The organism is Novosphingobium sp. (genome assembly GCF_040398825.1).
Classification (GTDB): Bacteria; Pseudomonadota; Alphaproteobacteria; order Sphingomonadales; family Sphingomonadaceae; genus Novosphingobium.
The window spans coordinates 176,348-201,372 of the sequence record NZ_JBBATI010000003.1 but is presented as its reverse complement, the minus strand read 5'-3'; the positions used below and the strand labels follow the sequence as shown (position 1 = coordinate 201,372).

The 25,025-nt window shown below is 64.1% G+C and carries 21 protein-coding genes and 1 tRNA gene; 13 read left to right on the top strand and 9 right to left on the bottom strand.

The window, feature by feature from the left end:
- The first annotated feature begins 170 nt into the window (after positions 1-170).
- The gene (locus ABWP89_RS03265; RefSeq protein ID WP_353227189.1) at positions 171-959 is read left to right on the top strand and encodes a queuosine precursor transporter; all 789 of its coding nucleotides are present in this window, start codon (positions 171-173) and stop codon (positions 957-959) included.
- 209 nt (positions 960-1,168) lie between these two features.
- Here ABWP89_RS03265 and ABWP89_RS03260 read toward each other — a convergent pair whose 3' ends face one another.
- Entirely contained in the window at positions 1,169-1,348 is a 180-nt protein-coding gene (locus ABWP89_RS03260) for a PspC domain-containing protein (protein ID WP_353227187.1), read from the bottom strand.
- A 525-nt stretch (positions 1,349-1,873) separates the two neighbouring features.
- Here ABWP89_RS03260 and rimP point away from each other — a divergent pair.
- The 10 genes from rimP to pnp all read left to right on the top strand — a co-directional run bounded on the left by rimP (position 1,874) and on the right by pnp (position 13,168).
- Positions 1,874-2,434: a ribosome maturation protein RimP gene (gene rimP, locus ABWP89_RS03255; protein ID WP_353227185.1), complete on the top strand. Its 561-nt coding sequence runs from the start codon at positions 1,874-1,876 to the stop codon at positions 2,432-2,434.
- A 3-nt stretch (positions 2,435-2,437) separates the two neighbouring features.
- A complete protein-coding gene (gene nusA, locus ABWP89_RS03250; RefSeq protein ID WP_353227184.1) occupies positions 2,438-4,093 on the top strand; it encodes a transcription termination factor NusA in 1,656 nt (551 codons plus the stop codon).
- Positions 4,074-4,907, top strand: a complete 834-nt coding sequence (locus tag ABWP89_RS03245; RefSeq protein ID WP_353227183.1) for a DUF448 domain-containing protein — start codon at positions 4,074-4,076, stop codon at positions 4,905-4,907. Before nusA ends, ABWP89_RS03245 begins: the two co-directional genes overlap by 20 nt.
- The gene (gene infB, locus ABWP89_RS03240; RefSeq protein WP_353227181.1) at positions 4,904-7,519 is read left to right on the top strand and encodes a translation initiation factor IF-2; all 2,616 of its coding nucleotides are present in this window, start codon (positions 4,904-4,906) and stop codon (positions 7,517-7,519) included. Before ABWP89_RS03245 ends, infB begins: the two co-directional genes overlap by 4 nt.
- A 224-nt stretch (positions 7,520-7,743) precedes the next feature.
- Positions 7,744-8,157 carry a 30S ribosome-binding factor RbfA gene (gene rbfA, locus ABWP89_RS03235; RefSeq protein WP_353227180.1) on the top strand — a complete coding sequence of 138 codons (414 nt, stop codon included), beginning with the start codon at positions 7,744-7,746 and terminating at the stop codon, positions 8,155-8,157.
- Positions 8,158-8,159: 2 nt separating this feature from the next.
- Positions 8,160-8,714: a GNAT family N-acetyltransferase gene (locus tag ABWP89_RS03230; protein ID WP_353227179.1), complete on the top strand. Its 555-nt coding sequence runs from the start codon at positions 8,160-8,162 to the stop codon at positions 8,712-8,714.
- Positions 8,711-9,412: a site-2 protease family protein gene (locus ABWP89_RS03225; protein ID WP_353227178.1), complete on the top strand. Its 702-nt coding sequence runs from the start codon at positions 8,711-8,713 to the stop codon at positions 9,410-9,412. The genes ABWP89_RS03230 and ABWP89_RS03225 overlap by 4 nt, the downstream gene beginning before the upstream one ends.
- A 7-nt stretch (positions 9,413-9,419) precedes the next feature.
- Entirely contained in the window at positions 9,420-10,352 is a 933-nt protein-coding gene (gene truB, locus ABWP89_RS03220) for a tRNA pseudouridine(55) synthase TruB (protein WP_353227177.1), read from the top strand.
- Positions 10,353-10,358: 6 nt separating this feature from the next.
- A complete protein-coding gene (gene rpsO / locus ABWP89_RS03215) occupies positions 10,359-10,628 on the top strand; it encodes a 30S ribosomal protein S15 (RefSeq protein ID WP_353227175.1) in 270 nt (89 codons plus the stop codon).
- 218 nt (positions 10,629-10,846) lie between these two features.
- Complete coding sequence (pnp, locus tag ABWP89_RS03210; protein WP_353227174.1) at positions 10,847-13,168, top strand: polyribonucleotide nucleotidyltransferase; 2,322 nt, start codon at positions 10,847-10,849, stop codon at positions 13,166-13,168.
- Positions 13,169-13,263: 95 nt separating this feature from the next.
- Here pnp and ABWP89_RS03205 read toward each other — a convergent pair whose 3' ends face one another.
- On the bottom strand, positions 13,264-14,442 hold the full coding sequence (locus ABWP89_RS03205; RefSeq protein ID WP_353227172.1) for a GGDEF domain-containing protein: 1,179 nt from the start codon (positions 14,440-14,442) through the stop codon (positions 13,264-13,266).
- A gap of 174 nt (positions 14,443-14,616) precedes the next feature.
- Positions 14,617-15,339 carry a GcrA family cell cycle regulator gene (locus ABWP89_RS03200; protein WP_353227171.1) on the bottom strand — a complete coding sequence of 241 codons (723 nt, stop codon included), beginning with the start codon at positions 15,337-15,339 and terminating at the stop codon, positions 14,617-14,619.
- 185 nt (positions 15,340-15,524) lie between these two features.
- On the opposite strand from ABWP89_RS03200, the gene ABWP89_RS03195 reads away from it, so the two are divergent.
- Complete coding sequence (locus tag ABWP89_RS03195; RefSeq protein WP_353227169.1) at positions 15,525-16,409, top strand: ABC transporter permease; 885 nt, start codon at positions 15,525-15,527, stop codon at positions 16,407-16,409.
- Between the two features lie 24 nt (positions 16,410-16,433).
- On the opposite strand, the gene hspQ is transcribed toward ABWP89_RS03195, so the two are convergent.
- Positions 16,434-16,814 (bottom strand): heat shock protein HspQ, encoded by a 381-nt coding sequence (hspQ, locus tag ABWP89_RS03190; protein ID WP_353227205.1) that lies wholly within the window; start codon positions 16,812-16,814, stop codon positions 16,434-16,436.
- A gap of 166 nt (positions 16,815-16,980) precedes the next feature.
- On the opposite strand from hspQ, the gene ABWP89_RS03185 reads away from it, so the two are divergent.
- Positions 16,981-17,070: transfer RNA gene (locus tag ABWP89_RS03185), tRNA-Ser, on the top strand.
- A 90-nt stretch (positions 17,071-17,160) separates the two neighbouring features.
- Here the strand turns inward: ABWP89_RS03185 and ABWP89_RS03180 are convergent.
- The 5 genes from ABWP89_RS03180 to ABWP89_RS03160 form a co-directional block, all read right to left on the bottom strand.
- Entirely contained in the window at positions 17,161-17,961 is an 801-nt protein-coding gene (locus ABWP89_RS03180) for a S1/P1 nuclease (protein WP_353227167.1), read from the bottom strand.
- Between the two features lie 63 nt (positions 17,962-18,024).
- On the bottom strand, positions 18,025-19,419 hold the full coding sequence (locus ABWP89_RS03175) for an HlyD family type I secretion periplasmic adaptor subunit (RefSeq protein ID WP_353227165.1): 1,395 nt from the start codon (positions 19,417-19,419) through the stop codon (positions 18,025-18,027).
- Positions 19,416-21,581: a type I secretion system permease/ATPase gene (locus tag ABWP89_RS03170; RefSeq protein WP_353227164.1), complete on the bottom strand. Its 2,166-nt coding sequence runs from the start codon at positions 21,579-21,581 to the stop codon at positions 19,416-19,418. Before ABWP89_RS03170 ends, ABWP89_RS03175 begins: the two co-directional genes overlap by 4 nt.
- Before the next feature lie 17 nt (positions 21,582-21,598).
- The gene (locus tag ABWP89_RS03165; RefSeq protein WP_353227162.1) at positions 21,599-23,371 is read right to left on the bottom strand and encodes a TolC family protein; all 1,773 of its coding nucleotides are present in this window, start codon (positions 23,369-23,371) and stop codon (positions 21,599-21,601) included.
- A gap of 306 nt (positions 23,372-23,677) precedes the next feature.
- A complete protein-coding gene (locus ABWP89_RS03160; protein ID WP_353227161.1) occupies positions 23,678-25,021 on the bottom strand; it encodes an NAD(P)-binding domain-containing protein in 1,344 nt (447 codons plus the stop codon).
- Positions 25,022-25,025 lie beyond the last annotated feature (4 nt).

Here is a 25,025-nt window from a genome sequence, read left to right as displayed (position 1 = left end):
CCACCATGTCCCCGTACAACCGTCCACCATCTTGCCGGTCTGTACAGTCAAGCCCGGGGCGACGCTACGGGTTGAAGTTGGTGCCTGTTGGGGGGTGATGATGCGGGACCGCCGCGCCAGCACCAAAACACGCCTTGCACTCGTGCATTTTCCGGCTAGCTTTGCCGCCTATGAGTGATCCCCGGCTTTCCCGCATCGACGGCAATCTTGGCGCGCGTCGCCATTTCCGCTATTTCGACTATATGATGGCGGCGTTTGTCGGCATTTTGCTGCTGTCCAACCTGATTGGCGCGGCCAAACTGGCGCGCGTCGGCGGCGTGACCTTTGGTGCGGGCATCCTGTTCTTTCCGATCTCCTATGTGCTCGGCAATGTGCTGACCGAGGTCTATGGCTATGCCAACGCGCGGCGCTGTGTGTGGGTCGGGTTTTTCGCGCTGCTGTTCATGGCGATCATGAGTTATGTCGTCGTCGCCATGCCGCCGTCGCCCGACTGGGGTTGCGCATCGACCGGCGATCCGCAGTTCGCCGCAATTGTCGCAGCCGGGTCAAAGGGGGCGCTGTGCCAGACTACCTATGTTTCGGTGTTTGGCAGCACCTGGCGGATCGTGGCCGCGTCGGTGATTGCGTTCTGGGCGGGTGAATTCGTCAATTCGTTTGTGCTGGCGCGGATGAAGGTGCTCACGCAAGGCCGCTGGCTGTTCACCCGCACCTGGGGATCGACAATCTTTGGCCAGGCGGTCGACAGCGCGCTGTTTTATCCGATTGCCTTTCTGGGCACCTGGACCACGGCGGACGTCGTATCGGTGATGTTCACCAACTGGGCGTTCAAAGTGCTGTGGGAAATGGCGCTGACCCCGTTCACCTATTGGATTGTCGGGTTCCTGAAGTCTCGCGAAGGCGTCGATGTCTATGACACTGATACCAATTTTTCCCCGTTTGCCAGCGCCGGGCCGGTTTGAACCAGCCCGTTGCGGCGCGTAATATGAAGTCGCGCGATGCGCGACACAGACCACCCGCCCCGCCTCGCGAGCCCGACCACCAATGATACCATCATGCTGTGGTGGTCGGCTCCTCGGCAAAAACGTCCCCCGGACGTTTTGTGCTCTTCGTCGCGGGAGGCGGGGCGGGTGGTCTGCCTGCACGTAAGTGCAGCTTCGCATCAGGGTCATCAATCCGCCAGCAGCGCGATCACGATATAGATCAGGATTGCCGAACCGAACCCGGCCAGCGTACCGATGACAAAGGCGATGCGCACCCACAGCGGGTCCCAGCCGAACTGGTCGGCAATGCCGGCGCAGACGCCCAGAAATTTGCCGTTGGCGCGGTTAAGATGGAAACGGTTGCTCATGACAGGCTCCACGATGGGGTTTCAATTGGCGCAATTCAGGCGATGAACTGGGTGGCGCCGACCGGCACGATGACGGTTGCGGCCATCAGCGACATTGAAATGACCAGCGAGGCGAACAGGATGGAAAGCGTTTTCATGGGACGATGTTCCTTTTGATGCGTTTGGTATGCCGGGCGGGCAGGGGCCATCTTGCCCCGGCCAACCCGGTTGACCATGGGATTGCACAGCGCGTGCCAAATGCGCGAAACACCCGGAAATGCGTGATCCAGTCACCTGGACTGCCACAGTCGTGTGGGAATTTTCACCAAGGGATCGCAATCGGCGCCTATGATTGGTGCGATAAAAGGCCTCTGCCAAACTCACGCCAATGCGGTGGTGTGCCCGCTTTGCGCTTGCGTTTTGGCCGGAGCACGATTATCCGCAAGACCGATCCCGACATTGTGAAAGCAAGGTCAGGCTGGCGCCGCTCCGGCACCGGCAGGGTTTCACTGTTTCAGATGCAATCGAACCCGGAAAAAAGTACGAATGGCCGATACTGCACGATTGACCGAGATTGTTGAGCCAGAGGCGCGTGCGCTCGGCTTTGATCTCGTGCGCGTCAGGCTGTTTGGAAAGACCGAGGTCGGTGATGAAGAGCACACGCTGCAAATCATGGCCGAACGTCCCGAAACCGGGCAATTGCTGATCGAGGAATGCGCCGCGCTGTCGCGCCGTGTGTCAGACAAGATCGACGTGCTGGAGGCTGGCGGCGAGGTGCTGGTCGAAGGCGCCTATCGGCTGGAGGTCAGTTCGCCCGGAATCGACCGCCCGCTGACCCGGCCCAAGGATTATGCGGCGTGGATCGGGCATGAGGCGCGGATTGAATTGCGCGAACTGCTGGACAAGCGCAAACGGGTGCGCGGCGACCTGATCGGGTTCGACGCCGCCACAAACATCATTTCGATCGAGGAGGACGCCGTGGTATATGCCATTCCGTTCGATCTGGTCGCCCATGCCAAGCTGGTCCTGACCGACCGGCTGATTGCCGCATCCCGCCCGGTGGACATGACCGGTGCGCAGGACATTGACGAAGAACAGGAAGACTAACCGATGGCCAGTGCGATTTCTGCCAACCGCGCCGAGCTTCTGGCGATTGCCAATGCGGTCGCCACCGAAAAGATGATCGACAAATCCATCGTCATTGAGGCGATGGAAGAGGCGATTCAGAAATCGGCGCGCAACCGCTATGGTGCGGAAAACGACATCCGGGCCAAGCTGGACCCGCGCACGGGTGATCTGCGGCTGTGGCGCGTGGTCGAAGTGGTCGAAAATGTTGAAGACTATTTCAAACAGGTCGATCTGAAGCAGGCGGAAAAGCTGCAGCCCGGCGCCGTGATCGGCGATTTCATCGTTGATCCGCTGCCCGCGGTGGAACTGGGGCGGATCGACGCGCAATCGGCCAAGCAGGTGATCTTTCAAAAGGTCCGCGATGCCGAACGCGAACGCCAGTTTGAAGAGTTCAAGGACCGGACCAACGAAGTGATCACCGGGGTGATCAAATCGGTCGAATTTGGCCATGTCATCGTCAACCTGGGCCGCGCCGAAGGCGTGATCCGCCGCGATCAGCAGATCCCGCGCGAAGTGCCGCGGGTGGGTGAACGCGTACGTGCGCTGATCATGAAGGTTGAACGCACCAACCGTGGCCCGCAGATTTTCCTCAGCCGCGCGCATCCCGAATTCATGAAGCGCCTGTTTGCGCAGGAAGTGCCCGAAATCTATGACGGCATCATCGAAATCAAGGCCGCCGCGCGCGACCCCGGCAGCCGCGCCAAGATCGGCGTGATCAGCCGCGACAGCTCGATCGACCCGGTCGGTGCCTGCGTCGGCATGAAGGGCAGCCGCGTGCAGGCCGTCGTGCAGGAACTGCAGGGTGAAAAGATCGACATCATCCCGTGGAGCGAAGACACCGCGACGTTTGTCGTCAACGCATTGCAGCCGGCCACCGTCAGCCGCGTGGTGATCGACGAAGAAGAAAGCCGCATCGAAGTGGTGGTGCCCGATGACCAGCTGAGCCTGGCAATCGGCCGGCGCGGGCAGAACGTGCGCCTCGCCTCCGCCCTCACCGGTTCGGCGATCGACATCATGACCGAAGCCGAAGCGTCGGAAAAGCGTCAGAAGGAATTCACCGAACGGTCCAAGACCTTCGAAGAAGAGCTGGATGTCGATGAAACGCTGTCGCAGCTGCTGGTCGCCGAAGGGTTCAGCGAACTGGAGGAAGTCGCCTATATCGACATCAGCGAACTGTCGAACATCGATGGCTTTGACGACGAACTGGCTGGAGAGTTGCAGAACCGCGCGCTGGAAGCGCTGGAACGCCGCGAAGAAGGCCAGCGCGAAGAACGCCGCGCACTGGGTGTCGAAGATGCCCTGGCTGAATTGCCGCACCTGACCGAAGCGATGCTGGTGACGCTGGGCAAGGCCAAAATCCTGACCCTGGACGACCTGGCCGATCTGGCGACCGACGAACTGATCGCCCGCAAGCGCGTGAACGAACAGCGCCGGCGCAGCAACAGCACCGAACGGCCTGACCGCCGCGAACGGTCGGAACGCACCGAAGACAAGGGCGGCGTGCTGGGCGAATATGGGCTGACCGAAGAACAGGGCAACGAAATCATCATGGCCGCGCGCGCGCACTGGTTCGAAGACGAACCGGCAGCTGCGTCGGCCTCATCCGAGGAGGCCGCCCATGCGGAATCCTCGCAATGAACCGCTAAGCGCGCAGATCCGGGGCAAGGCCCGCGAACCGGTCAAGCACCGGGGCGCGGGTGGCACCCCCGTGCCAGACCGGGTGGACCATGATGGTTCGCCCGGGCGCGGCGTCGCGCCCGTGGCGCCTGAGCGCCGCTGTATCCTGACCGGGCAACACGACACGCGCGATGGCCTGATCCGGCTGGCGCTGTCGCCCGATGGCGATGTGCTGCCCGATGTACTGGCGCGCGCGCCCGGGCGCGGCGCGTGGATTGGCGTTACCCGCGCAGAGCTTGATCACGCGATTGCCAAGGGCAAGCTGAAGGGCGCGCTGGCGCGTGCCTTTAAGGGCACGCCACTGACCATTCCGCCCGATCTGTCCGACCGCATCGAAACTGCGCTGCGCCGCGCGCTGGCCGATCGGCTGGGGATTGAACTGCGCTCAGGCATGATCGTGCTGGGCACGGAAAAGATCGCAGCCGCAGCGCGGGCGCGGGTGGTACGGTTTCTGGGCCATGCCAGCGATGCCGGCGAAGACGGATCGAACAAGCTGGCGCAGGCCTGGCGCGTGGGCGAAAATGCCGAAGGCAGCGGATTGCGCGGCGTCATCTTGCCGCTGGACCGCGCGGGCTTGTCTGTGGCATTGGGCCGCGACAACGTTGTGCACCTGGCGCTGACCGATGCCGCCGCCGCCGCGCGCGTGAACGGGCTGTTGGGGCGCCTGAACCATTTTACCAAGGGCGAATCTGCCGCCGACGCGTCTGCCGAAATGGCGACCGTTGCGGACGATGCGCACGACGCAATTGATACGAAGGACATGGAAGTTCGATGACCGATAGCGACAAAAAGCCGACACTCGGCCGCAGGCCACTGGGCCTGAAGACCTCGGTGGAAGCTGGAGAGGTCAAGCAGACCTTCAGCCACGGCCGCACCAACAAGGTCGTGGTCGAGGTCAAGCGGCGCAAGCTGATGGGCCGCCCGGGCGAAGCCGCCCCCGTGGCTGATGCGGCGCCTGCGCCGCAGCCGGCCGCACCGCCACAGCCGGCCATGCGCCCGACTCCGCCGCCCCCGCCGCCGTCGGCACCCGCCGCGTCGCGCGAAACGCGCCAGGAACTGCAGACACGTTTGTTGCGCGAAGCCGAAGAGGCGCGCCTGTCATCGGCAGAGGCCAACAACCGCCGCGAACAGGAAGAACGTCAGCGTCTGGCCGATGAGGCCCGCCGCCGCAGCGAAGAGGCGCGCCGTGCCGATGGTCCCGCCGCCCACGATGACACGCCGGATATGGCCCCGGCCGCACCCGTGGCAGAGCCATCACCCGAACCGGCAGCGCCGGTGGCCGAGGTGGCGGTTGCCGCACCTGCCAGCGTCGATGCGGCGCCAGCCCCCGCCGCGACCGACACCGACGGTGACGCCGCCACGGCCCAGCCCGCGGCGGTAACCACCACCGCGCCGCGCCGGTTTACCCCGGTCGCGCCGATCAAGCGGCCCGAACCGGCCGCCAAAAAGCCGGCGCATGCCCCGCGCGACAAGAACGCCAACGATCGTCGCCAGGCTGGCAAGCTGACCGTGACCAAGGCGCTGAACGAGGACGAAGGCGCGCGTGCGCGTTCGCTCGCCGCGCTGAAGCGCGCGCGCGAAAAGGAACGCCGTGCGCATTTCGCCGGGCAGCAGCATGTCCGCGAAAAGCAGGTGCGCGATGTGATCGTGCCCGAAGCGATCACGGTGCAGGAACTGGCCAACCGCATGGCGGAAAAGGCTGCCGACCTGGTCAAGGCCCTGTTCAAGATGGGCATGATGGTCACCATCAACCAGGCGATCGACCAGGATACCGCCGAATTGCTGGTCACCGATTTTGGCCACAATGTGCAGCGCGTCAGCGATGCCGATATCGATATCGACAACACCGCCGATGTCGATACCGATGAAACGCTGAAAACGCGTCCGCCGGTGGTGACGATCATGGGCCATGTCGATCACGGCAAGACCAGCCTGCTCGACGCCTTGCGCGGCACCGATGTGGTGCGCGGCGAAGCGGGCGGGATCACCCAGCATATCGGCGCCTATCAGATCAAGACCAAGGGCGGTGAATACATCACCTTCCTCGATACGCCGGGCCACGAAGCGTTCACCGAAATGCGCATGCGCGGCGCCAATGTCACCGACATTGTCGTGCTGGTGGTGGCAGCGGACGATGGCATCATGCCGCAGACGGTGGAGGCGATCAACCATACCAAGGCCGCCGGCGTGCCGATGATCGTGGCGATCACCAAGTGCGACAAGCCCGAGGCAAACCCGCAAAAGATTCGCGAACGCCTGCTGGAATATGAAGTGCTGGTCGAAGAAATGTCGGGTGAAGTGCAGGATGTGGAATTGTCCGCACGCACCGGCGTCGGGCTGGATACGCTGATCGAAAAGATCCTGCTGCAGGCCGAATTGCTGGAACTGCGCGCCAATCCCGATCGCGCGGCCGAGGCCACCGTGGTCGAGGCCAAGCTGGACAAGGGCAAGGGGCCGCTGGCCACCGTGCTGGTGCGGCGCGGCACGCTGAAAATCGGCGATGTGCTGGTGGTTGGCACGCAATCGGGCCGCGTGCGCGCGATGCTGGATGACAAGGGCCGCCAGATCAAGACTGCCGGGCCGTCGCTGCCGGTCGAGGTGCTGGGGCTGGGCGGTGTGCCGATGGCCGGCGATACGCTGACCGTTGTGGAAAACGAGGCGCGTGCGCGTGAAGTGGCCGCCTATCGTCAGGAACTGGCCAATACCAAGCGCACGACATCCAGCCAGGCGACCATCGACACCATGTTCTCGGCGCTGAAGGCCAAGGAAGCGGTGATCGAATATCCGGTGGTGATCCGCGCCGATGTGCAGGGATCGACCGAGGCGATTGTCAACGCGCTCAACCGCCTGTCCACCGACGAGATCAAGGTGCGCGTGCTGCAATCGGGCGTGGGTGCAATTACCGAGGGCGACGTGACGCTGGCGCAGGCCACCGGCGCGCCGATCATCGGGTTCAACGTGCGCCCCAATGCCAAGGCGCGCGAACTGATCCAGCGCAACAAGGTCCAGCTGAAATATCACGAGGTGATCTATCAGCTGACCGACGAGATCGCGAAGGAAATGGCCGGCGAGCTTGGCCCCGAACGGATCGAAACCGTGGTTGGCCGCGCCGAGGTCAAGGATGTGTTCCCCGCGGGCAAGCGCGACAAGGCGGCCGGTCTGCTGGTGTTGGAAGGCTATATCCGCAAGGGCATCTTTGCGCGCCTTACCCGCAACGATGTCATCGTGTCGAAAACCACGATTTCGTCACTGCGGCGGTTCAAGGACGACGTATCCGAAGTGCGCGCCGGGCTGGAATGCGGCGTGATGCTGCAGGACACCAACGACATCAAAGCCGGCGACATGCTGGAGGTGTTCGAGGTCGAAGAACGCGCCCGCACGCTATGATACTATCCTCCCCAAAGCGGGGAGGGGGACCATGCCCTTCGGCTGCTGCATTCGCAGCAGCTCAGGATAAACTGCCCCCAATGGGGGCAGCATGGTGGAGGGGGCTCTCGTCGCCGCGCAACATCGCGATGTCGCGCTTGAGGGCCGGCCACTCCACCACCCTGCGGGCGGCCCCTCTCCCCGTGCCGGGGAGGAAAAACAAACCGAACGGATAGACACAGACTGTGGCACGCCCTGCACTGACCCCCGAAACCCGCGCTGTCCGCCTGTTGAAGGTGGGCGAACAAGTGCGGCATATCCTGTCCGAACTGCTGCTGCGCCAGCAGGTGCACGATGACGTGCTGAGCGCGCACACCGTGTCGGTGACCGAAGTGCGCATGTCGCCCGATTTGCGGCTGGCCACCGCGTTTGTGAAATCGCTGCTGGGCAGCGACGAAGCGGCGGTGCTGAAAGCGCTGCAAACCCACACCGCCTATTTCCAGAAAGAAGTGGCCGCGCGGTTGAAGCTGAAATACGCGGCCAAGATCAAATTCACGGCCGATGAAAGCTTTGATGTCGCCAGCAAGATCGATCGGCTGCTGAACGATCCGCGCGTCAGCCGCGATCTGGGCGCCGCCACCGACGAAACGGGCGCCTGACAGTGATCGATGATGGCCTTTATGTCGCGCTCAGTGAAGGCGATCTGGCATTGGTCCCGCTGGCGGCGGAACATCGCGAAGGTCTGCGCGCGGCCTGCGCTGCCGATGACGAGATCTGGCAGGTTTATCCGTTCAACTATCGCGGCGCCGATTTTGATCCGCAATTCGACCGGTTGATCGGTGGCGGCCCCCAGCGTCGTTGTTTTGCCGTGCTTCATGATCGCGCGCTGGTCGGGATGACCGCGTGGATCGATGCGGGTCAGCCGGGCTGGGCGATCGAGATCGGCAACAGCTATATCGTGCCCGCGCTGCGCGGCACCGGATTCAACCGCCGGATGAAACAGCTGTTGATCGACCACGCCTTTGCCTGCGGATTGGAACGCGTGGTGTTCAAGGTTGACCAGCGCAATGCCCGCAGCCAGGCGGCGGTGATCAAGCTGGGTGCAACGCGCGAAGGCGTGTTGCGGCATGAACGCAAGACCTGGACCGGTTGGGTGCGCGATACGGTGGTGTTCAGCCTGCTGCGCAGCGAATGGGCCGATCGGTCTGCGCCATGAACCAGACGCTGTACGACGCTTCGACAATCATCCTGCCGCTGATCTTTGCGATCGTGTTTCACGAGGTGGCGCATGGCCGCATGGCGCGCCTGCTGGGCGATCCGACCGCGTCGGAACGCGGACGGCTGAGCCTGAATCCGTTGCGCCATGTCGATCCGTTCGGCACGATCATTCTGCCCGGTGCGCTGCATCTGGCCGGGCTGCCGGTATTTGGCTGGGCCAAGCCGGTGCCGGTCGATTATCGCCGGTTGCGCCATCCCAAACGCGATATGGCGCTGGTGGGGGCAGCCGGGCCGGTCACCAATTTCGTGCTGGCGGCGCTGAGCGCGGTGGCGATCGGGCTGTTGGCTCGCACGCTGGGGCCGCAGGCGACACCCAGCGCCGGGTTGACCTTTGCTTTTGATAACTTGCGCAATTTCATCGAATTCAATTGTTTCCTGGGCATGTTCAACCTGTTGCCGCTGCCGCCGTTTGATGGATCGCGGATCTTGCGCGGGATTGCGCCGTGGCCGCTGGTGCGCTTGCTCGACCGGATCGAGCCCTATGGCATGATCGTGTTTGCCGTGATTTTCGTGGTGCTGCCGCAGGTCGCGCCGTCGTTGCATCTGGTTGACCGCGTGCTGTTGCCGCCGGTGGGCTGGTTGCTGTCACAGTTTGCGGCGCTGGCCTCGCTGGTGGCGGGGCCGGGCGCGGCGTGATCAACCGATGACCGTGCACGGCTGGATCGTGCTCGACAAACCGCTGGGGCTGGGGTCAACCCAAGGCGTCGCGGCGGTCAAGCGCGCGCTGCGTGCACGCGGTTATGGCAAGGCCAAAGTGGGGCATGGCGGCACGCTTGATCCGCTGGCGACCGGGGTGCTGCCGATCGCGATTGGCGAGGCGACCAAGCTGGCCGGGCGCATGCTCGATGCCACCAAGGCCTATAACTTCACCATCGCCTTTGGTGCCCAGACCGACACGCTCGATCTGGAAGGCGCGGTGATCGTCACGAGCGACCATCGGCCCAGCTGGCAGGATATCGAGGCGGTGCTGCCGCAGTTCACCGGGGCCATTACCCAGGTGCCGCCCGCCTATTCCGCGTTGAAGGTCGATGGCCAGCGCGCCTATGATCGTGCGCGCGCGGGACAGACGGTGGAACTGGCGCCGCGCGCTGTCACCATTCACCGGCTGTTTCCCCACCATTGGGATACGCCAAACGACGGCACCGCGCCTGTCGATACACTGACGCTGGCAGCAGTCGTATCAAAAGGCACTTATATTCGCAGCCTGGCGCGCGACATCGCGCTGGCGTTGGGCACGGTCGGGCATGTCACCATGCTGCGGCGAACGCGCGCCGGGCCGTTCGATCTGACCCGGGCGATTTCACTTGACAAATTACAGGCAATCGCTAGCGGCGAGCCACTTGCATTTTCAGATGCAATCTTGCCGTTGGAGGCAGGGCTGGACGACATCCCGGCTCTTGACCTTGATCCCGAACAGGCAAGGGCGGTCCGACAGGGCCGGGTGCTGACGGGGTTGCCCCTACCCGATGGGCTTTGGTTCGCGCGTTCCGGCATGATTCCGGTGGCGCTTGTCGATCTATCGGCCGGCGCATTGCGCGTGGTGCGGGGTTTCAATCTTTCCGATGTCGCGGAGTGAACAGACATGACGGTTACCGCAGAAAAAAAACAGATCATCATCACCGATAACGCCCGTGCCGAAGGTGATACGGGTTCGCCCGAAGTGCAGGTGGCAATCCTGACCGAGCGTATCGTCAATCTGACCGAACACTTCAAACTGCACCACAAGGACAACCATTCTCGCCGCGGTCTGCTGCAGATGGTCAACAAGCGGCGCACCCTGCTCGATTATCTGAAGAAAAAGGATGTCGAGCGGTACAACGCACTGATCCAGAAGCTGGGTCTGCGCAAGTAAACAGGTTTCGAAAAGCGGCCCCGACGCGGGCCGCTTTTTGCTTTTGGCGGTCATTGCCGCCACCCGCGTTGGCAATCATGCGAATGCGTTAAAACCGGGCTTATTTCGCAATTCGGCGAAGGCCCATGGGGTGTGAAACAGCCCCGCACCGGACCGGGACGGATACCCCGGCAGCAAATCCTGCGCGGCAATAGGGCCCGCGGGCTGAAGGAAATACCATGTTCGACGTCAAAACAGTATCGCTGGAATGGGGCGGAAAGACCCTCACTCTGGAAACCGGGCGCATCGCGCGCCAGGCCGATGGCGCGGTTCTTGCCACTTATGGCGAAACCGTCGTGCTTTGTGCGGTTACCGCGGCAAAGTCGGTCAAGGAAGGTCAGGATTTCTTTCCGCTGACCGTCCATTATCAGGAAAAGTTTTCGGCTGCCGGGCGTATCCCGGGCGGCTTTTTCAAGCGGGAACGCGGCGCCACCGAAAAGGAAACGCTGGTTTCGCGCCTGATCGACCGCCCCGTGCGGCCACTGTTCCCCGAAGGTTTCTATAACGAAATCAACGTGATCTGTCAGGTTTTGAGCTATGACGGTGAAACTGAGCCAGACATTGTCGCGCTGATCGCAGCATCGGCCGCGCTGACCATTTCGGGCGTCCCGTTCATGGGCCCGATCGGCGCGGTGCGCGTCGGTTTCAAGGATGGCGAATACCAGCTCAACCCGTCGCTGTCGCAGGTCAAGGAAGGCCGGCTCGACCTGGTCGTTGCTGCCACCGGCAACGCGGTGATGATGGTCGAATCCGAAGCCAAGGAATTGACCGAAGACGAAATGCTGGGCGGCGTGCTGTTCGCCCACGCCGAAATCCGCAAGGTGGTCAATGCGATCATCGATCTGGCGGAAAAGGCGGCGAAGGAACCGTGGGAAATCGACCTGTCGGACAACACCGCCGACATCAAGACCAAGCTGAAGAGCATCGTCGGCAAGGACATTGCCGCCGCCTATAAGCTGACCGACAAGTCGGCGCGTTCCAACGCGCTGAACGCGGCGCGCGACAAGGCCAAGGTGGCCTATGCCGATGAAGCACCGCAGACCCGCATGGTGGCGATGAAGACCCTGAAAAAGGTCGAAGCCGATATCGTGCGCACCGCCATCCTGAAGGATGGTGCGCGCATCGACGGTCGTCGTGTCGATCAGGTTCGCCCGATCGAAGCGATTGTCGGTTTCCTGCCGCGCACGCATGGGTCTTCGCTGTTCACGCGCGGTGAAACGCAGGCGATCTGCACCACCACGCTGGGCACCAAGGACGCCGAACAGATGATCGACGGCCTTGATGGCCTGTCGTATCAGCGCTTCATGCTGCACTACAACTTCCCGCCCTATTCGGTTGGCGAAGTTGGCCGTTTCGGCGCCCCTGGTCGTCGTGAAATCGGCCATGGCAAGCTGGCATGGCGTGCGCTCAACCCGGTACTGCCGGGCAAGGAAGAGTTCCCCTACACCATCCGCGTGTTGTCGGACATCACCGAATCCAACGGATCGTCGTCGATGGCGACGGTCTGCGGCGGTTCGCTGTCGATGATGGATGCCGGCGTGCCGCTGGTTCGCCCGGTTTCCGGCATTGCCATGGGTCTGATCCTCGAAGGTGACAAGTTCGCCGTGCTTTCCGACATTCTGGGTGATGAAGATCACCTGGGTGACATGGACTTCAAGGTGGCCGGCACCAGCGAAGGCATCACCACGATGCAGATGGACATCAAGATAGCCGGGATCACCGAGGAAATCTTCCGCGCTGCACTGGCACAGGCCAAGGAAGGCCGCGCGCATATCCTGGGCGAAATGACCAAGGCGCTGGGTGAAGTGCGTGGCGAATTGTCGGCGCATGCGCCGCGGATCGAAACGCTGCAGATCGACAAATCGAAGATCCGCGACATCATCGGCACCGGTGGCAAGGTCATCCGCGAAATCGTCGCCACCACCGGCGCCAAGGTCGATATCGATGACGAAGGCCTGATCAAGATCAGCTCTTCTGACCCGAGCCAGATCGAAGCGGCGCGGGCCTGGATTCGTGGCATCGTGGAAGAAGCCGAAGTCGGCAAGGTCTACGACGGCAAAGTGGTCAACATCGTTGATTTCGGTGCGTTCGTGAACTTCATGGGCGGCAAGGACGGCCTGGTCCACGTGTCGGAAATGCGCAACGAGCGCGTGGAAAAGCCAGGCGACGTCGTCAAGGAAGGCCAGGCTGTCAAGGTCAAGGTGCTCGAAATCGACCCGCGCGGCAAAGTCCGCCTGTCGATGCGGGTGGTTGACCAGGAAACCGGCGCCGAACTCGAAGACACCCGCCCGGCGCGCGAAGCGCGTGAACCGCGCGGCGATCGTCCCGATCGCGGTGACCGTGGCGACCGCCGCGGGCCCCGCAACGATCGTGGCGGCGGTGGCGGCCGTGGCCGTGGCGACGACCGCGGTGGCGATCGCGGTCCGCGCCCCGATCGTGGCCCGCGCGACGATGGCCCGGCGCCCGACCACATCCCGGCGTTCCTGAAATCGGACGATTGATCGTCTGCATCAGGCGCGAAGCATAAAAATGGGGGCGATGGTCATGCCATCGCCCCCTTTTTTTGTGCCGGCTGACTATGGCGCTGCGCTGATCATCAGGCCACCTCGCGCAAGGGTTGCGGTTCTTCGCCGGCGATCACGATGCGGTTGCGCCCGGCGTGCTTGGCGGCAAACAGCGCGTCATCGGCGGCCTTTAGCGCGGCGCTGCGCGTGCGATAGCCCAGCGCATCGGCAATCCCGCCGGAAAAGGTGATCCGCCCGAACGGTGTGTCGTTGGTGCGGTTGACCAGGCGTTTTTGCGCGATTTCGGTGCGCGCCGTTTCCAGCCGAGCCCAGCAATCGGCAACAGTCACCCCGCGCAGCAGCACCGCAAATTCTTCGCCGCCGTGGCGCGCGACATGGCAGCGCGCATCGGCAATGCGGCCCAGGATATCCGCGACATAGCGGATGACCCGGTCGCCGGCCGGATGGCCGTGCGTGTCGTTGATGCGTTTGAAATTGTCGATATCGCAAAACGCGACCGATAGCGCTTCACCCGCCAGTTTGGCCGCGCGTGTCTCGCGGTCAAACAATTCGTCAAAGGCGCGGCGGTTGGGCAGCCCGGTCAGGTGGTCATGGTTGGCCAGCCGGCGCGCCTCATCCAGCCGCGTCTGCAATGTGCCGATCTGTGCCTCGCTGGCGGCGAGATCGCTGGCCACTGAGCGCGTGTGATCCAGCATGCGGCGGGTCAGCCGGGTCAGACGCTCCACCGGGTTGTCGCTGTCACGCGCGCTGTTCAATTCGTCCACATGGTTTTGCAGCGCGACCGAATAAGACCCATTGGCATCGCGCGCACCCGCCATGGTGCGGCCAAAATCGGCCAGGCTGTCTTCAAGCTGGCTGACCAGTGTCGCCACGGCCTCGGTCGTCGCATCGCGCGCTTGCGTTGCGCTGGCATCTTCCAGCCATTTCAGCGTGACCGGCAGGCCTTTTTCGGTCCGTTCCAGAATTTGCTGTGCCAGTTTCGGGCTGCCCCCGGTCATGCAATCATACGCGATCGACAGCGTAAACGGCAGGATTTCCAGATCATGGTCGATCAGAAAATCGGTCACCTGTCCCAACAGCCGGCGTTTGGCCTGCCGCGAGATTTCGGGCTCGGTCAGCACGCGGCTGGCGCTGTCGGGGGTGTTGTGCACTGCGGCGACCTGCCGATCGTCGCTGCGCGGGGCCAGGCCCAGCCATTCGCGCCACCCGCCGGTGGAATGGGATTCAGGCTGGAATGGGTTTTCGCTCATAGCGCACAGGACGGCTGCGCGCGCGCCGGATTAAGCATCCGGCCCGGGTGAATTCACGCCAGGCCGGATGATGTCTGTGTGCCAGGGTCGATCGCGCGCGCCCCGATGGTTGCGGCTATCGGCTGTGCGCCAGTGGACGCGCTTTTAACAGACGCGCTATTAACGGACGCGCTTTTAACGGACTCTGGGGCCGCCAAAGGGCATCGGCGGCGGGGGGCGACGGTGGCCACGCGGCAGTTGCGCCTGATAGGCGCGGCCGCAATGGTCGACGCAATAGGGAAACCCGGGATTGACCTTGTCGCCGCAGAAATGAAAATCCGGTTCGCCAGGGTGGCCGACCGGCCAGCGACAGATACGGTCGTTGAGATCGAGCAGGCTGGTCTTGTCGGCGATTTCGGCACTGGGCCGCGCAGGGACAAGCCGGCGCGGTGGCGCGGGCGGAATCGGTGCCTGCTGATCGCCCGGGCCCTGGCGCAAAAAGCCGCCGGGACCGACTGAAACCACGCGCACAACCGGCGGTGGGGGCGGTGCAACGGGGGCTTCATCAGCCGCGGCATCGGTCGCCACTGGTGCAACCGGCGCGACCGCGCGTGGCGGCGCAGCCGCCGGCGGCGCGGCAACCGGTGCAGGCGCGACAACGCGGGGCGGTGCGGGACGCGGCTCTACCGGCGGCGCGGCGCGCGGCACCGGTTTGGCGGCTGGCGCCTCGGCGCGCGGGCTTTCCGCCTTTTCGTTGGGTTTGACCGGTGACGGGCGCGCTTTCAGCCCCAGCCGGTGTGCCTTGCCGATCACGGCATTGCGGCTGACCCCGCCCAATTCTTCGGCGATCTGGCTGGCGGTTGCGCCGCCTTCCCACATCTTGGTCAGTTTTTCGATCCGCTCTTCGGTCCAACTCATGCCAATTCCTTCAACGGCGCCAGCGGCGCCAGTACCCGTGTTCGCACACTGTTTGCGGCTATGGGGCGATATCCCATAGCAATATTGATGGTCGCTGGCGACCTTTTAGCGTTGGCACCGATCGGGCTGCCAGTGGCAATCCCGTGCTCTTGCTATTCACCGGGCGCCGCGATACCGCGATACCCATGCCTGATCAACCGATCCCGACTGCCGCCCCGATTGGCTACCCAATCGCCTCATTATCTGCGGTGACGTTCCCGGAACCCGGGCAGCGCGTGTTCTTCAGGTTCAACCAGCTTGGCCTGTGGACCCTCTATATGAAGGAGGTGCGCCGCTTCTTCAAGGTACAGCTGCAAACCATCTGGGCCCCGGCGGTCACCACCTTGCTCTATCTGGTCATTTTCACGCTGGCCCTGGGTGGGGGCGGGCGCACGGTATTGGGCGTTTCCTTTGCCAGTTTTGTCGCACCCGGGCTGATTGCGATGGGCATGATCAACAATGCCTTTGCCAATTCCAGCTTTGGGTTGCTGGTCGGCAAAATGCAGGGAACCATTATCGATTACCTGATGCCGCCGATTTCCGAGGCGGAATTGCTGTTGGCGCTGGTTGCGGCAGCGGTGACCCGCGCCATCCTGGTCGGGCTGGCATTGTATCTGGCGATGGTGTTCTGGCCGGGGGTGGATCTTTCGGTGCATCATCTGTGGGCGGTGCTGTGGTTCGGCCTGATGGGGTCGGTACTGCTGGCGCTGATCGGCGTGCTGACATCACTGTGGGCGGACAAATTCGATCAGAACGCGGCGGTCACCAATTTCGTGATCACCCCGATGGCGATGCTGTCGGGCACGTTTTATTCGGTTACCAAACTGGCACCGACGTTTCGCGCCATCAGCGGCTGGAATCCGATTTTTTACGTGATGTCAGGGTTCCGCTATGGCTTTCTGGGGCAAAGCGACATCGGTTCGACCGATGCGGCAGTGATGGGCGGGGCGATCGGGCTGGGCGTGCTCAACGCCGTGCTGGCGCTGGCGACGTATGCGGTGTTGCGGTCGGGCTGGAAACTGCGCAGCTGACCGCAGGTTCCTTCGCCGCTGGTGTCAGTGTGACAATTTGCGCCGCAGCCGATAGCGGCCATCGCGAAATGCCTCAAACATTTCGGTTACCGACGGGTGATCGACCGGGCCGGCATCGGCATCGGTCAACAGGTTCTGCTGGCTGACATAGGCGACATAGCTGTTTTCCCCGTTTTCCGCGAGCAGGTGGTAAAACGGCTGCTGCTTGTCGGGCCGGATATCCTCAGGAATCGACTGGTACCATTCGTCGGAATTGGCGAATACCGGGTCGATGTCAAACACCACCCCGCGAAAATCAAACAGCCGGTGGCGCACCACCTCACCGATTGAAAAGCGCGCCGAACTGACCGGCGGGGCGACGATTTCACGGCCGCTTTTGGCCGAAAAGTAATTCCCGTGTTGCATGATCATCATATAGGGGCGAGCGGTTGTGCAAACAAGCGAGGCTTTCGTGCTGTCGGCACCCTTGATGGCACAGCCTGTCGCTTTTCTGCTTGGCAACCGGAAATCCATGCGCTAACCGCGCGCTTCCCGACCGGGGCGCCCCTTGGGGTTCCCGACGACACTTCGCGGAGAGGTGGCAGAGTGGTCGAATGCACCGCACTCGAAATGCGGCATGCTCGCAAGGGCATCCAGGGTTCGAATCCCTGCCTCTCCGCCACTTACCGCCCAACATTCAGGTCAGACCAAGGGTGGCGACCGCCAACGTTGCCGATGTGCGGTACGGCGGGTGCGGCCGGTGACATGCCGGTCAGGGCTTGTCGGCCTGACCTTCGGCGAACAGCCGGTTCAGATATGCGGCGATGCGTATCCCGGCCATCGACAACCGCGTATCGACCGCCTGCCGGAATTGAAAGGTGTAGGTCTGTGCCAGTTTCGGATCGGCGGGATAGACCGTTTCGCGCAAGGTCACGCTTTCCGCGATCCAGGTGGCTGGTCGGGCGTCGCTCCAGGCGATCACCTGGTCGGGCGTGATGGTGTGCTCCAGCCAGGCGGCCAGTTCGCTCCACGACAGCTGCCGGTCGTCGATCATTGCCGCGTCCCAAACCATGTGCAGGTTGGTCGGTTTGCCAAACCAGGTCACCGCAATATCGTTGCCGCCGCGGTCGCCGGGGCGCCCGGCGTGGAGCGGCATGTGCAGGTCACCGATGATGTGCACGATAAAGCGCAAGGCCAGCCGCTTGTCATCCAGCGCGGCATGGGGATCGTGCAGCGTGGCAGCGAAGCGAGCGAGCGCGGTGACCGCGTCGCCCTGTGGCGGGGCCAGCGCGTCGGTGTAGGGGGTGCCAGTGGGGATGGTGACATAGTGCCACGGCGATGCGGTTTTTTGCCAGAATTCCGATGGATTGGCGCGCTGTTCATCGGGCCAGGTCGATGCCTGCGCCAGGGTTTCAGTGCCCAGGATCTGCCGGACTTGCGCGCGTGCGACGCCGCTAAGGTTGTCTTCGGCAATCACGCCGGTCACACGGTGCCCGATCGCCCCCCATGCGTGGGCCGGTGACTGGCACCACAGGATCGCGATCGGCAGCAGGGTAAGGCAAAATTTGCGCATGGGGTTACGCTATCCGGCAATTGTGACGACACGGCGTCCACCGGTCGCGCTGACCATCCCGCCCTATTGTTCGCGCGCGGCCTGTTTGACCGTGGTCATGATCGGGCTGAGCAACCACGAGATGATGCGGCGGCTGCCGGTGCGGATATCGACGGTCACACCCAGTCCCTGTGTCAGCGCCACAGTCTTGCCATTCACATCGATCGACGCACGATCCAGCCGGATGCGCGCGACATAAGTCGCGCCCAGCTTCTGATCGGGCACTGCATCGTGGCTGAGCGACACTACCGTGCCCGATACCGTGCCGTAGCGCGTGAACGGAAAGGCATCGATCTTGACCGAGGCGGTCTGGCCTTCGTGAACGAAGCCGATGTCGCGGTTCAACACGCGCGCCTCCACCTCAATCTCCCCATGCGTGGGCACGATCACCATCAGCGTGCGCGCGGGTTCGACCACCCCGCCGATGGTGTGGATCTGCAATTGCTGCACCGTGCCATCGGTCGGCGCGACCAGATGGGCAAGTCCGGCGCGGCGCTGCGCCTTGTTGACATCCTGTTGTTTCAGGATCGCATCGGCCTGCGCCTTGGCCAGATCGGTCAACGCCTGCTGCCGCGATTGCGCGCGGGTCTGCACCATCGCGTCGCCATATTTGCGCGCCTCTGATTGCCCGCGCAGCACTTGCGCGGCGGCCACATCGCGGTCCCCCACGTCAGACCGGCGCTGGCGCTGCAATTCCAGCAGGCGCATGCCCGGGGCATAGCCGTTGGCATCCAGCTTGTTCATCGCATCGACCTCATGGTCGATGATCGGCAGCGTTTCGTTCAGCTTGGCACGGGTCGCGGCGGCGGCCTGTGCATCCGCCTGCGACGACGCGCGGGCAGAGGCATAGCCGGCGACCGTGGCGTTGACCGAGGCGACTTGCGCTGCGGCCAGGCGCGCTTGCGCCGTGGCCACATCGGGCGGGGTGCCGGCGGGGGGCGAAAAATGCAGGCCCTGGCCATCGAGCGCGGCAACCACTGCGCGGTTGCGTTCCACTTCCAGCAGGTCGGCCAGCAGTGCCTTTTGCGCCTGTTCCAGTTCTGCCCCGGCCAATGTGGTATCCAGATCGACCAGCACCTGTCCGGCGGCTACGCGATCGCCATCGCGCACATGGATCGCGGCGACCACACCCGATCCGGCCGATTGCACCAGCTTGGTCTTGCCCGATTGCAGGATCGTGCCGGGTGCCGACGCCACCACATCGACATGGCCGATCACCAGCCAGGCCACCGTGGCGACCAGCAGGCCCAGCAGGGTATAGGCGGTGCGCCGCCCGGTGGGCGACACCGGTTGTTCAACCACCGCCAGCGCGGCCGGCAGAAAATCACCCTCCAGGCTGGTCTGGTGCGCGTCGCGCCGCGCGCGATCCGCCTTCAGCGCCTCTTTGATCACGCGCCAGGTGTGGCCGAGCGAGTTCATGGCCGGGCCTCCATCGCGGCCAGTCCCATCTGGCGGCGGTACAATTCGGCATAGCGCCCACCGGCAGCGAGCAGGCTGTGGTGGGTGCCCTGTTCGATGATCCGTCCGCCCTCCAGCGCGATGATGCGGTCGCACCCGCGCACGGCAGACAGGCGGTGGGCGATGATCACCACGCTGCGGCCCGATGTCATCGCGGCCAGGTTGGCCTGAATGATCTCTTCGCTTTCGGCATCGAGCGCGCTGGTCGCCTCGTCCAGGATCAGGATGCGTGGGGACGTGACCAGCGCGCGCGCAATCGCCAACCGCTGGCGTTGCCCGCCCGACAGGTTGGTGCCGCGTTCCTCGATCGGAGTGTCATATCCGGCCGGCATGCGCAGAATGAATTCGTGCGCGCCCGCCAGCGTGGCCGCGGCGATCACTTGTTCCAGCGGCATGGCCGGATTGGCCAACGCAATATTTTCGCGGATCGTCCGGTTGAACAGCAGGTTTTCCTGCAACACCACGCCGATCTGGCGGCGCAGCCACGCCGGATCGATCTGGGCAATATCCACCCCATCGATGGTGATCCGCCCGCCCTGCGGAATATACAGCCGCTGCAACAGCTTGGTCAGTGTCGATTTGCCCGATCCGGAACTGCCGACAATCCCCAGCGACGTGCCTGCCGGGATCGCCAGCGAAATGTCATCCAGCGTCCACGGCCCTTCGACGCCATAGCGAAAGCGCAAGCCGTCAAACGCGATATGGCCCTGGATTGCGGGCAGTGCGGTGCGGCTGCCGGCGCCAGGTTCGATCGGCTGGTTCAGCACATCGCCCAGCCGCGCGATGGCGATCCGCACCTGTTGGAAATCCTGCCACAATTGCGCCATGCGGATGACCGGGCCAGACACCCGCTGCGCAAACATGTTGAACGCCACCAGCCCGCCCACGGTCAGCTGGTGCGCGATCACGCCCTGCGCGCCAAAATACAGAATGGCGGCCAGATTGAGTTTGGAAATCAGCTGGATCAGCTGGCTGCCGGTGTTGCCCAGGTTGATCACCTTCTGGCTGGCCTGGCTGTATCCGGCCAATTGGCGTTCCCACAGCGCCTGCCACTGCGGTTCGACCGCGCTGGCCTTTACCGTGTTGATGCCGGCGATGCTTTCCACCAGCAGCGCGTTGTTGGCCGCCGAACGTTCAAACTTTTCTTCGATCCGCGCCTGCAACGGCCGGGTAATGAACACCGCAACCAGGATATAGGCGGGGATGGTCAGCACCGAAATCACGAACAGTTTGACCGAATAGAGCCACATCACCACCAGGAACACGACCGTGAACAGCGGGTCGATCAGTACCGTCAGCGACGCATTGGTCATGAATTCGCGGATGGTTTCCAACTGGCGCACACGCATCGCGATATCGCCGACGCGGCGGTTTTCGAAATAGCCCATCGGCAACCCCAGCAGATGCTGAAACAGCCGCGCGCCCAGTTCGACATCGATTTTCTGGCTGGTTTCGGAATAGAGCCGGGTGCGCAGCCAGCCGAACGCGGTTTCCCACACCGACACCGCGACATAGCCGATCGCCAGCACGCTGAGCGTGTCGATCGAATCGTGCACCAGCACTTTGTCGACCACGTTCTGGAAAAACAGCGGCGCCGCCAGCCCCAGGATGTTGATGCCCAGCGTGATCAGCAGCACTTCGCCGATCAGCCGGCGGTATTTCACGATTTGCGGGATGAACCAGGTAAAATCAAACCGCCCGGCCGCCGCCAGCATGCTGTCACGCGTGGTGATCAGCAGCAGCGTGCCATCCCACAGCTCCATCAGCTGGTCGCGCGTCACCTTGCGGATGGGTAGCCCGGGCACCCCGGGTTCGGGCACTGCCAGCTGGATCAGCGCTTCGTCACCTTCGACCCGGCCGACCAGGAACCAGCCCGACGGGCCATGCGCCAGTGCGGGCAGGGGAGTGCGCTTCAAACGGTCATAGGTGGTGGTGACGGCGCGCGCGCGCACATCCTTTTGCCCTTTGGCCAACCGCAGCAGATCGTTGGCAGACAGGGCATCGTGATGGCCGATGGCATGGCGCAGTTGCGCCGGATCGACCGCGACGCGGTGCATCGCCAGCAGCGAGGCGAGCGCGACCAAACCGCTGTCGTCAGCAGAGCCGTTCGCAGCGGCGGTCATTTGGGGATCGGGCGCGTTCATGGCTGCCGTGATCTCCGGCGGTGGTGGGGTTTGGTCGGCGTGTTCGCCGTGGCGGTGGTGCCGGGCAGCGGATTTTCGGGCGAATGTTGCGCGATCGCGACCGGGGCCGCTGTCGCCGGGGCAGCAGCAGTGGCCACGACTGGCGGCGATGATCCGGCCGGGGGCTGTTGCAAGGGCGGCGCGGTGGTGCCGGGCATGGCGATCCGGTCGATGGCATGGATCACCGGCGCCAGCGGCAGCGCGCCGCGCCGGGCGGCATGGCGGAAATCGGCGTCGGGGTTGTACAATCCGGGATCGGTCAGCAACAATCGCGCCTCCAGCAACCCGACATGGCGCAACAGCGTCGCCTGCGCGACATACAGGTCGCGTTGCGCGCCCACCAGCGTGACCTGGGCATTCAGCAGCGTGGAATGCGCAAACAGCACATCAAAGGTCGATCGCAGCCCGGCGCGGTATTCCTGAAAGGTGCCGTCATCGAACACGCGCGCGGCATCCAGCCCGGCGCTGTCGACCGCAATGTTGCGTTGCGCGGTGGCGATCGCGTTCCACGCGTTGACGATGTTGTCGACCATTTGCCGCCGGGTGGTTTCAATCCCCAGCCGCGACGCGGCATCGCGGTCCTCGGCCTGCGCCACCAGCGCGCCGACCCGGCCACCATTGGTCAGCGGGATGGTCAGCACCGCGCCGCCGCGAAAACCCTGATCCTCATTGTGCAGATAATAGGGGGTGGCTTGGCCAGACAGCGTCGCGCTGCCGTTCAGCGTCAGCACCGGGCGGCCCTGTGATTTCGCCACCGCGATCTGCGCGCGCGACTGGCGTTCGGTCAGCACGGCCTGATCCAGATCGGGGCTGGTTTCGCCAGCCAGATCGAGCGCCGCGCCCACCGTTACCGGCACACCCGGCAGTTCGGGCGGGGTGGCCAGCTCGCCCGGGTCATGCCCGGTCAGCGCGGCATAAGTCGCGCGGTCCTGTTCCAGCTGCTGCACCGCCAGATTGTGCTGGCCGCGCGCCAGGTTCAGCTGGGTTTCGGCCTGGGCAATGTCGGTGCGGGTCAGTTCGCCGGCGGTGCGGCGGGCCTTGACCTCGTCCAGCGTCGCCTCCAGCTGGCCCAGGTTGGCGCGGTACAGCCGCAGCGCCTCTGCATCGCGGCGCACATCGGTATAGGCGGTGATCACTTGCAGCAGCAGCGCGCCTTCGGTGCTGCGCAACAGCGCGCGGCCGGCGCCGACCTCGGCCAATGCGGCATCGCGGTCGGCGCTGGCGCGGCCGCCGGTATACAACGGCTGGGTCACGCTGGCCTGGGCCGACAGCGTGTTGCTGGTCACGATCGGCGATGGCGCCAGAAAGCGCGTGGCCTGGGTGGTGCGGCCGGGCACGGTCTTGTCATAACTGCCCGATATCTGCAGCTGCGTGGTCGGCCGCAATTCGGACAGCGCCAGCGCATAATTTTCGTCGGTGGCGCGCAATTGATAGCGCTGCGCCTGCAGCGAGGGCGCGGTGTGATAGGCAGCGTCCAGCGCCTGTGCCAGCGTTTCGGTCGGTGGTGGCGCGGGCGCAACCGCAAATTGCGGCGTGGCAGTATCGGCCGCCACCCAGGTTGCCGCGCGGCAGCCCAGTTGCACGCGGCCCTTGCACAGCGTGGTGACGGGATCGGTGCGTGGTTCTGCGTGCCGGGATTCGATCTGGTGGCGCGGTGACGTGCGGCCCCACCCGGCGACCGGCGCGGTCAGCAGGGCGAGACCGGTTACCAGCGCTGTCGACCTCCGCATCATGTTCGGGGCTGTGCCAAAATGAACCATTGGCTGTCAACGCGTATTGGCGCCGCAGGGCTGCGGGGCGGAAGGTATCGCCACACCTGCGTGCAGCCCGGTATCGCTGACATGGTGCGCGCCCCCGACGCAAAGGTTTGCAATTTTGTGCCGGTCATTGGTGGAAGGACCTGGATTAACTGAAACCCCACTTGCCCGATACGCAATAACAAGTGGTTATTTTTTTGCGACCACATCACATGTTTTCTGCTCGATAGTGGATTTTTCGGCGGGTTCGCCCGCCGCAGAATGACAATCCGCAACCGTTCAAGCTGACGGCGTGGGGGCAAATCCGGGCTGGCCATGGTGGGTTTCCACCGCGATGCCGATCGTGCCCAGCCAGTCACGTGGCAGGGTGCCGCCGGCACAGACGATCACCGCATCATTGGCGATGTCCGACTGTCCGTCTGGCGTCGCGATGGTCACGGCATCGGGTGTGATCGCGATCACGTGTGCGGCGCAGTTGATGGTGATCGCGCTGGTCTGGCCCAGTTGTTCCGCCGCAGCGCGGTTTTCGGCCCGGGCACGGGCAAATCCGGTGCCGCGATGGATCAGCGTGACCATGGTGCCGGGAACCTCGGCCAGCGCAATCGCCGCCTCCAGCGCCGAATTGCCGCCGCCCACCACCGCCACGCGCCGCCCGGCATATTGCCCGGCATCGCTCAGCCGATAGACCACTTTGGCCAGGTCTTCGCCCGGCACATCCAGCCGCCGGGGCGTACCGCCGCGGCCCAGCGCCAGCAGCACGCGCCGCGTGCGATAGCGCGCCTGGTCCGACACCACGCAATAGCCGGCGTGATCCTGTTCAACCGCGTGCACGCGTTCCTCATAGCGCGGGGCCAGCCCGGTGCGCGCGCAAACATCCTGCCAGAACGCCAGCAGCCCTTCCTTGCTGATTTCGCCCAGCCGCACTTCGCCGATCAGCGGCAACCGGGCAGGCGTGGTCATCACCAGCTTTCCGCGCGGATAGTGCGCGACCGACCCGCCCAGCGTGGCCTGATCGATCGCGACAAAGCGCAGGCCGTGCGCGATCGCACCCAGCGCGGCGGTCAACCCCGCCGGGCCACAGCCGATGATCACCACATCCAGCCGGTCGTCATCAGGGGGTGCCGCGTCCACAGCCAGCGTGGCGGCAATATGGTCGATCGCATCACGCCCCTGGTTGATCGCGTTGCAGATCAACCCCAACCCACCCAGTTCGCCGGCGATATGGATACCCGCGCGGCTGGTTTCGCCGCCCGGCCCCAGCACCGGCACGTCGATCCCGCGGGTTGGCGTGCCGAACACCAGCGTAATGGCATCGACCGGGCAGGCATCGCGGCACACACCATGGCCGACGCAGGCCCATGGTTCAATCAGCGTGGCGGTGCGCCCGATCAGCCCCAGCACATCGCTTTCGGGGCAGGCACGGATGCAGGCGCCACAACCGATGCACCGCAGGGGATCGATCCGCGGGTGCAGGGTGGGCGGTTCGGCCAGCCCGGCGGCGCGGTTGCGCGCCAGCAATGCGCGGTTGGCGCGCGTGCGGCGGCGCTGGTGCCAGGCCCACCCGCCGATCGCGCAGGCCAGCGGCACGGCATAGGTTGCAATCAGAACGGTTTGCGCGATCATGATG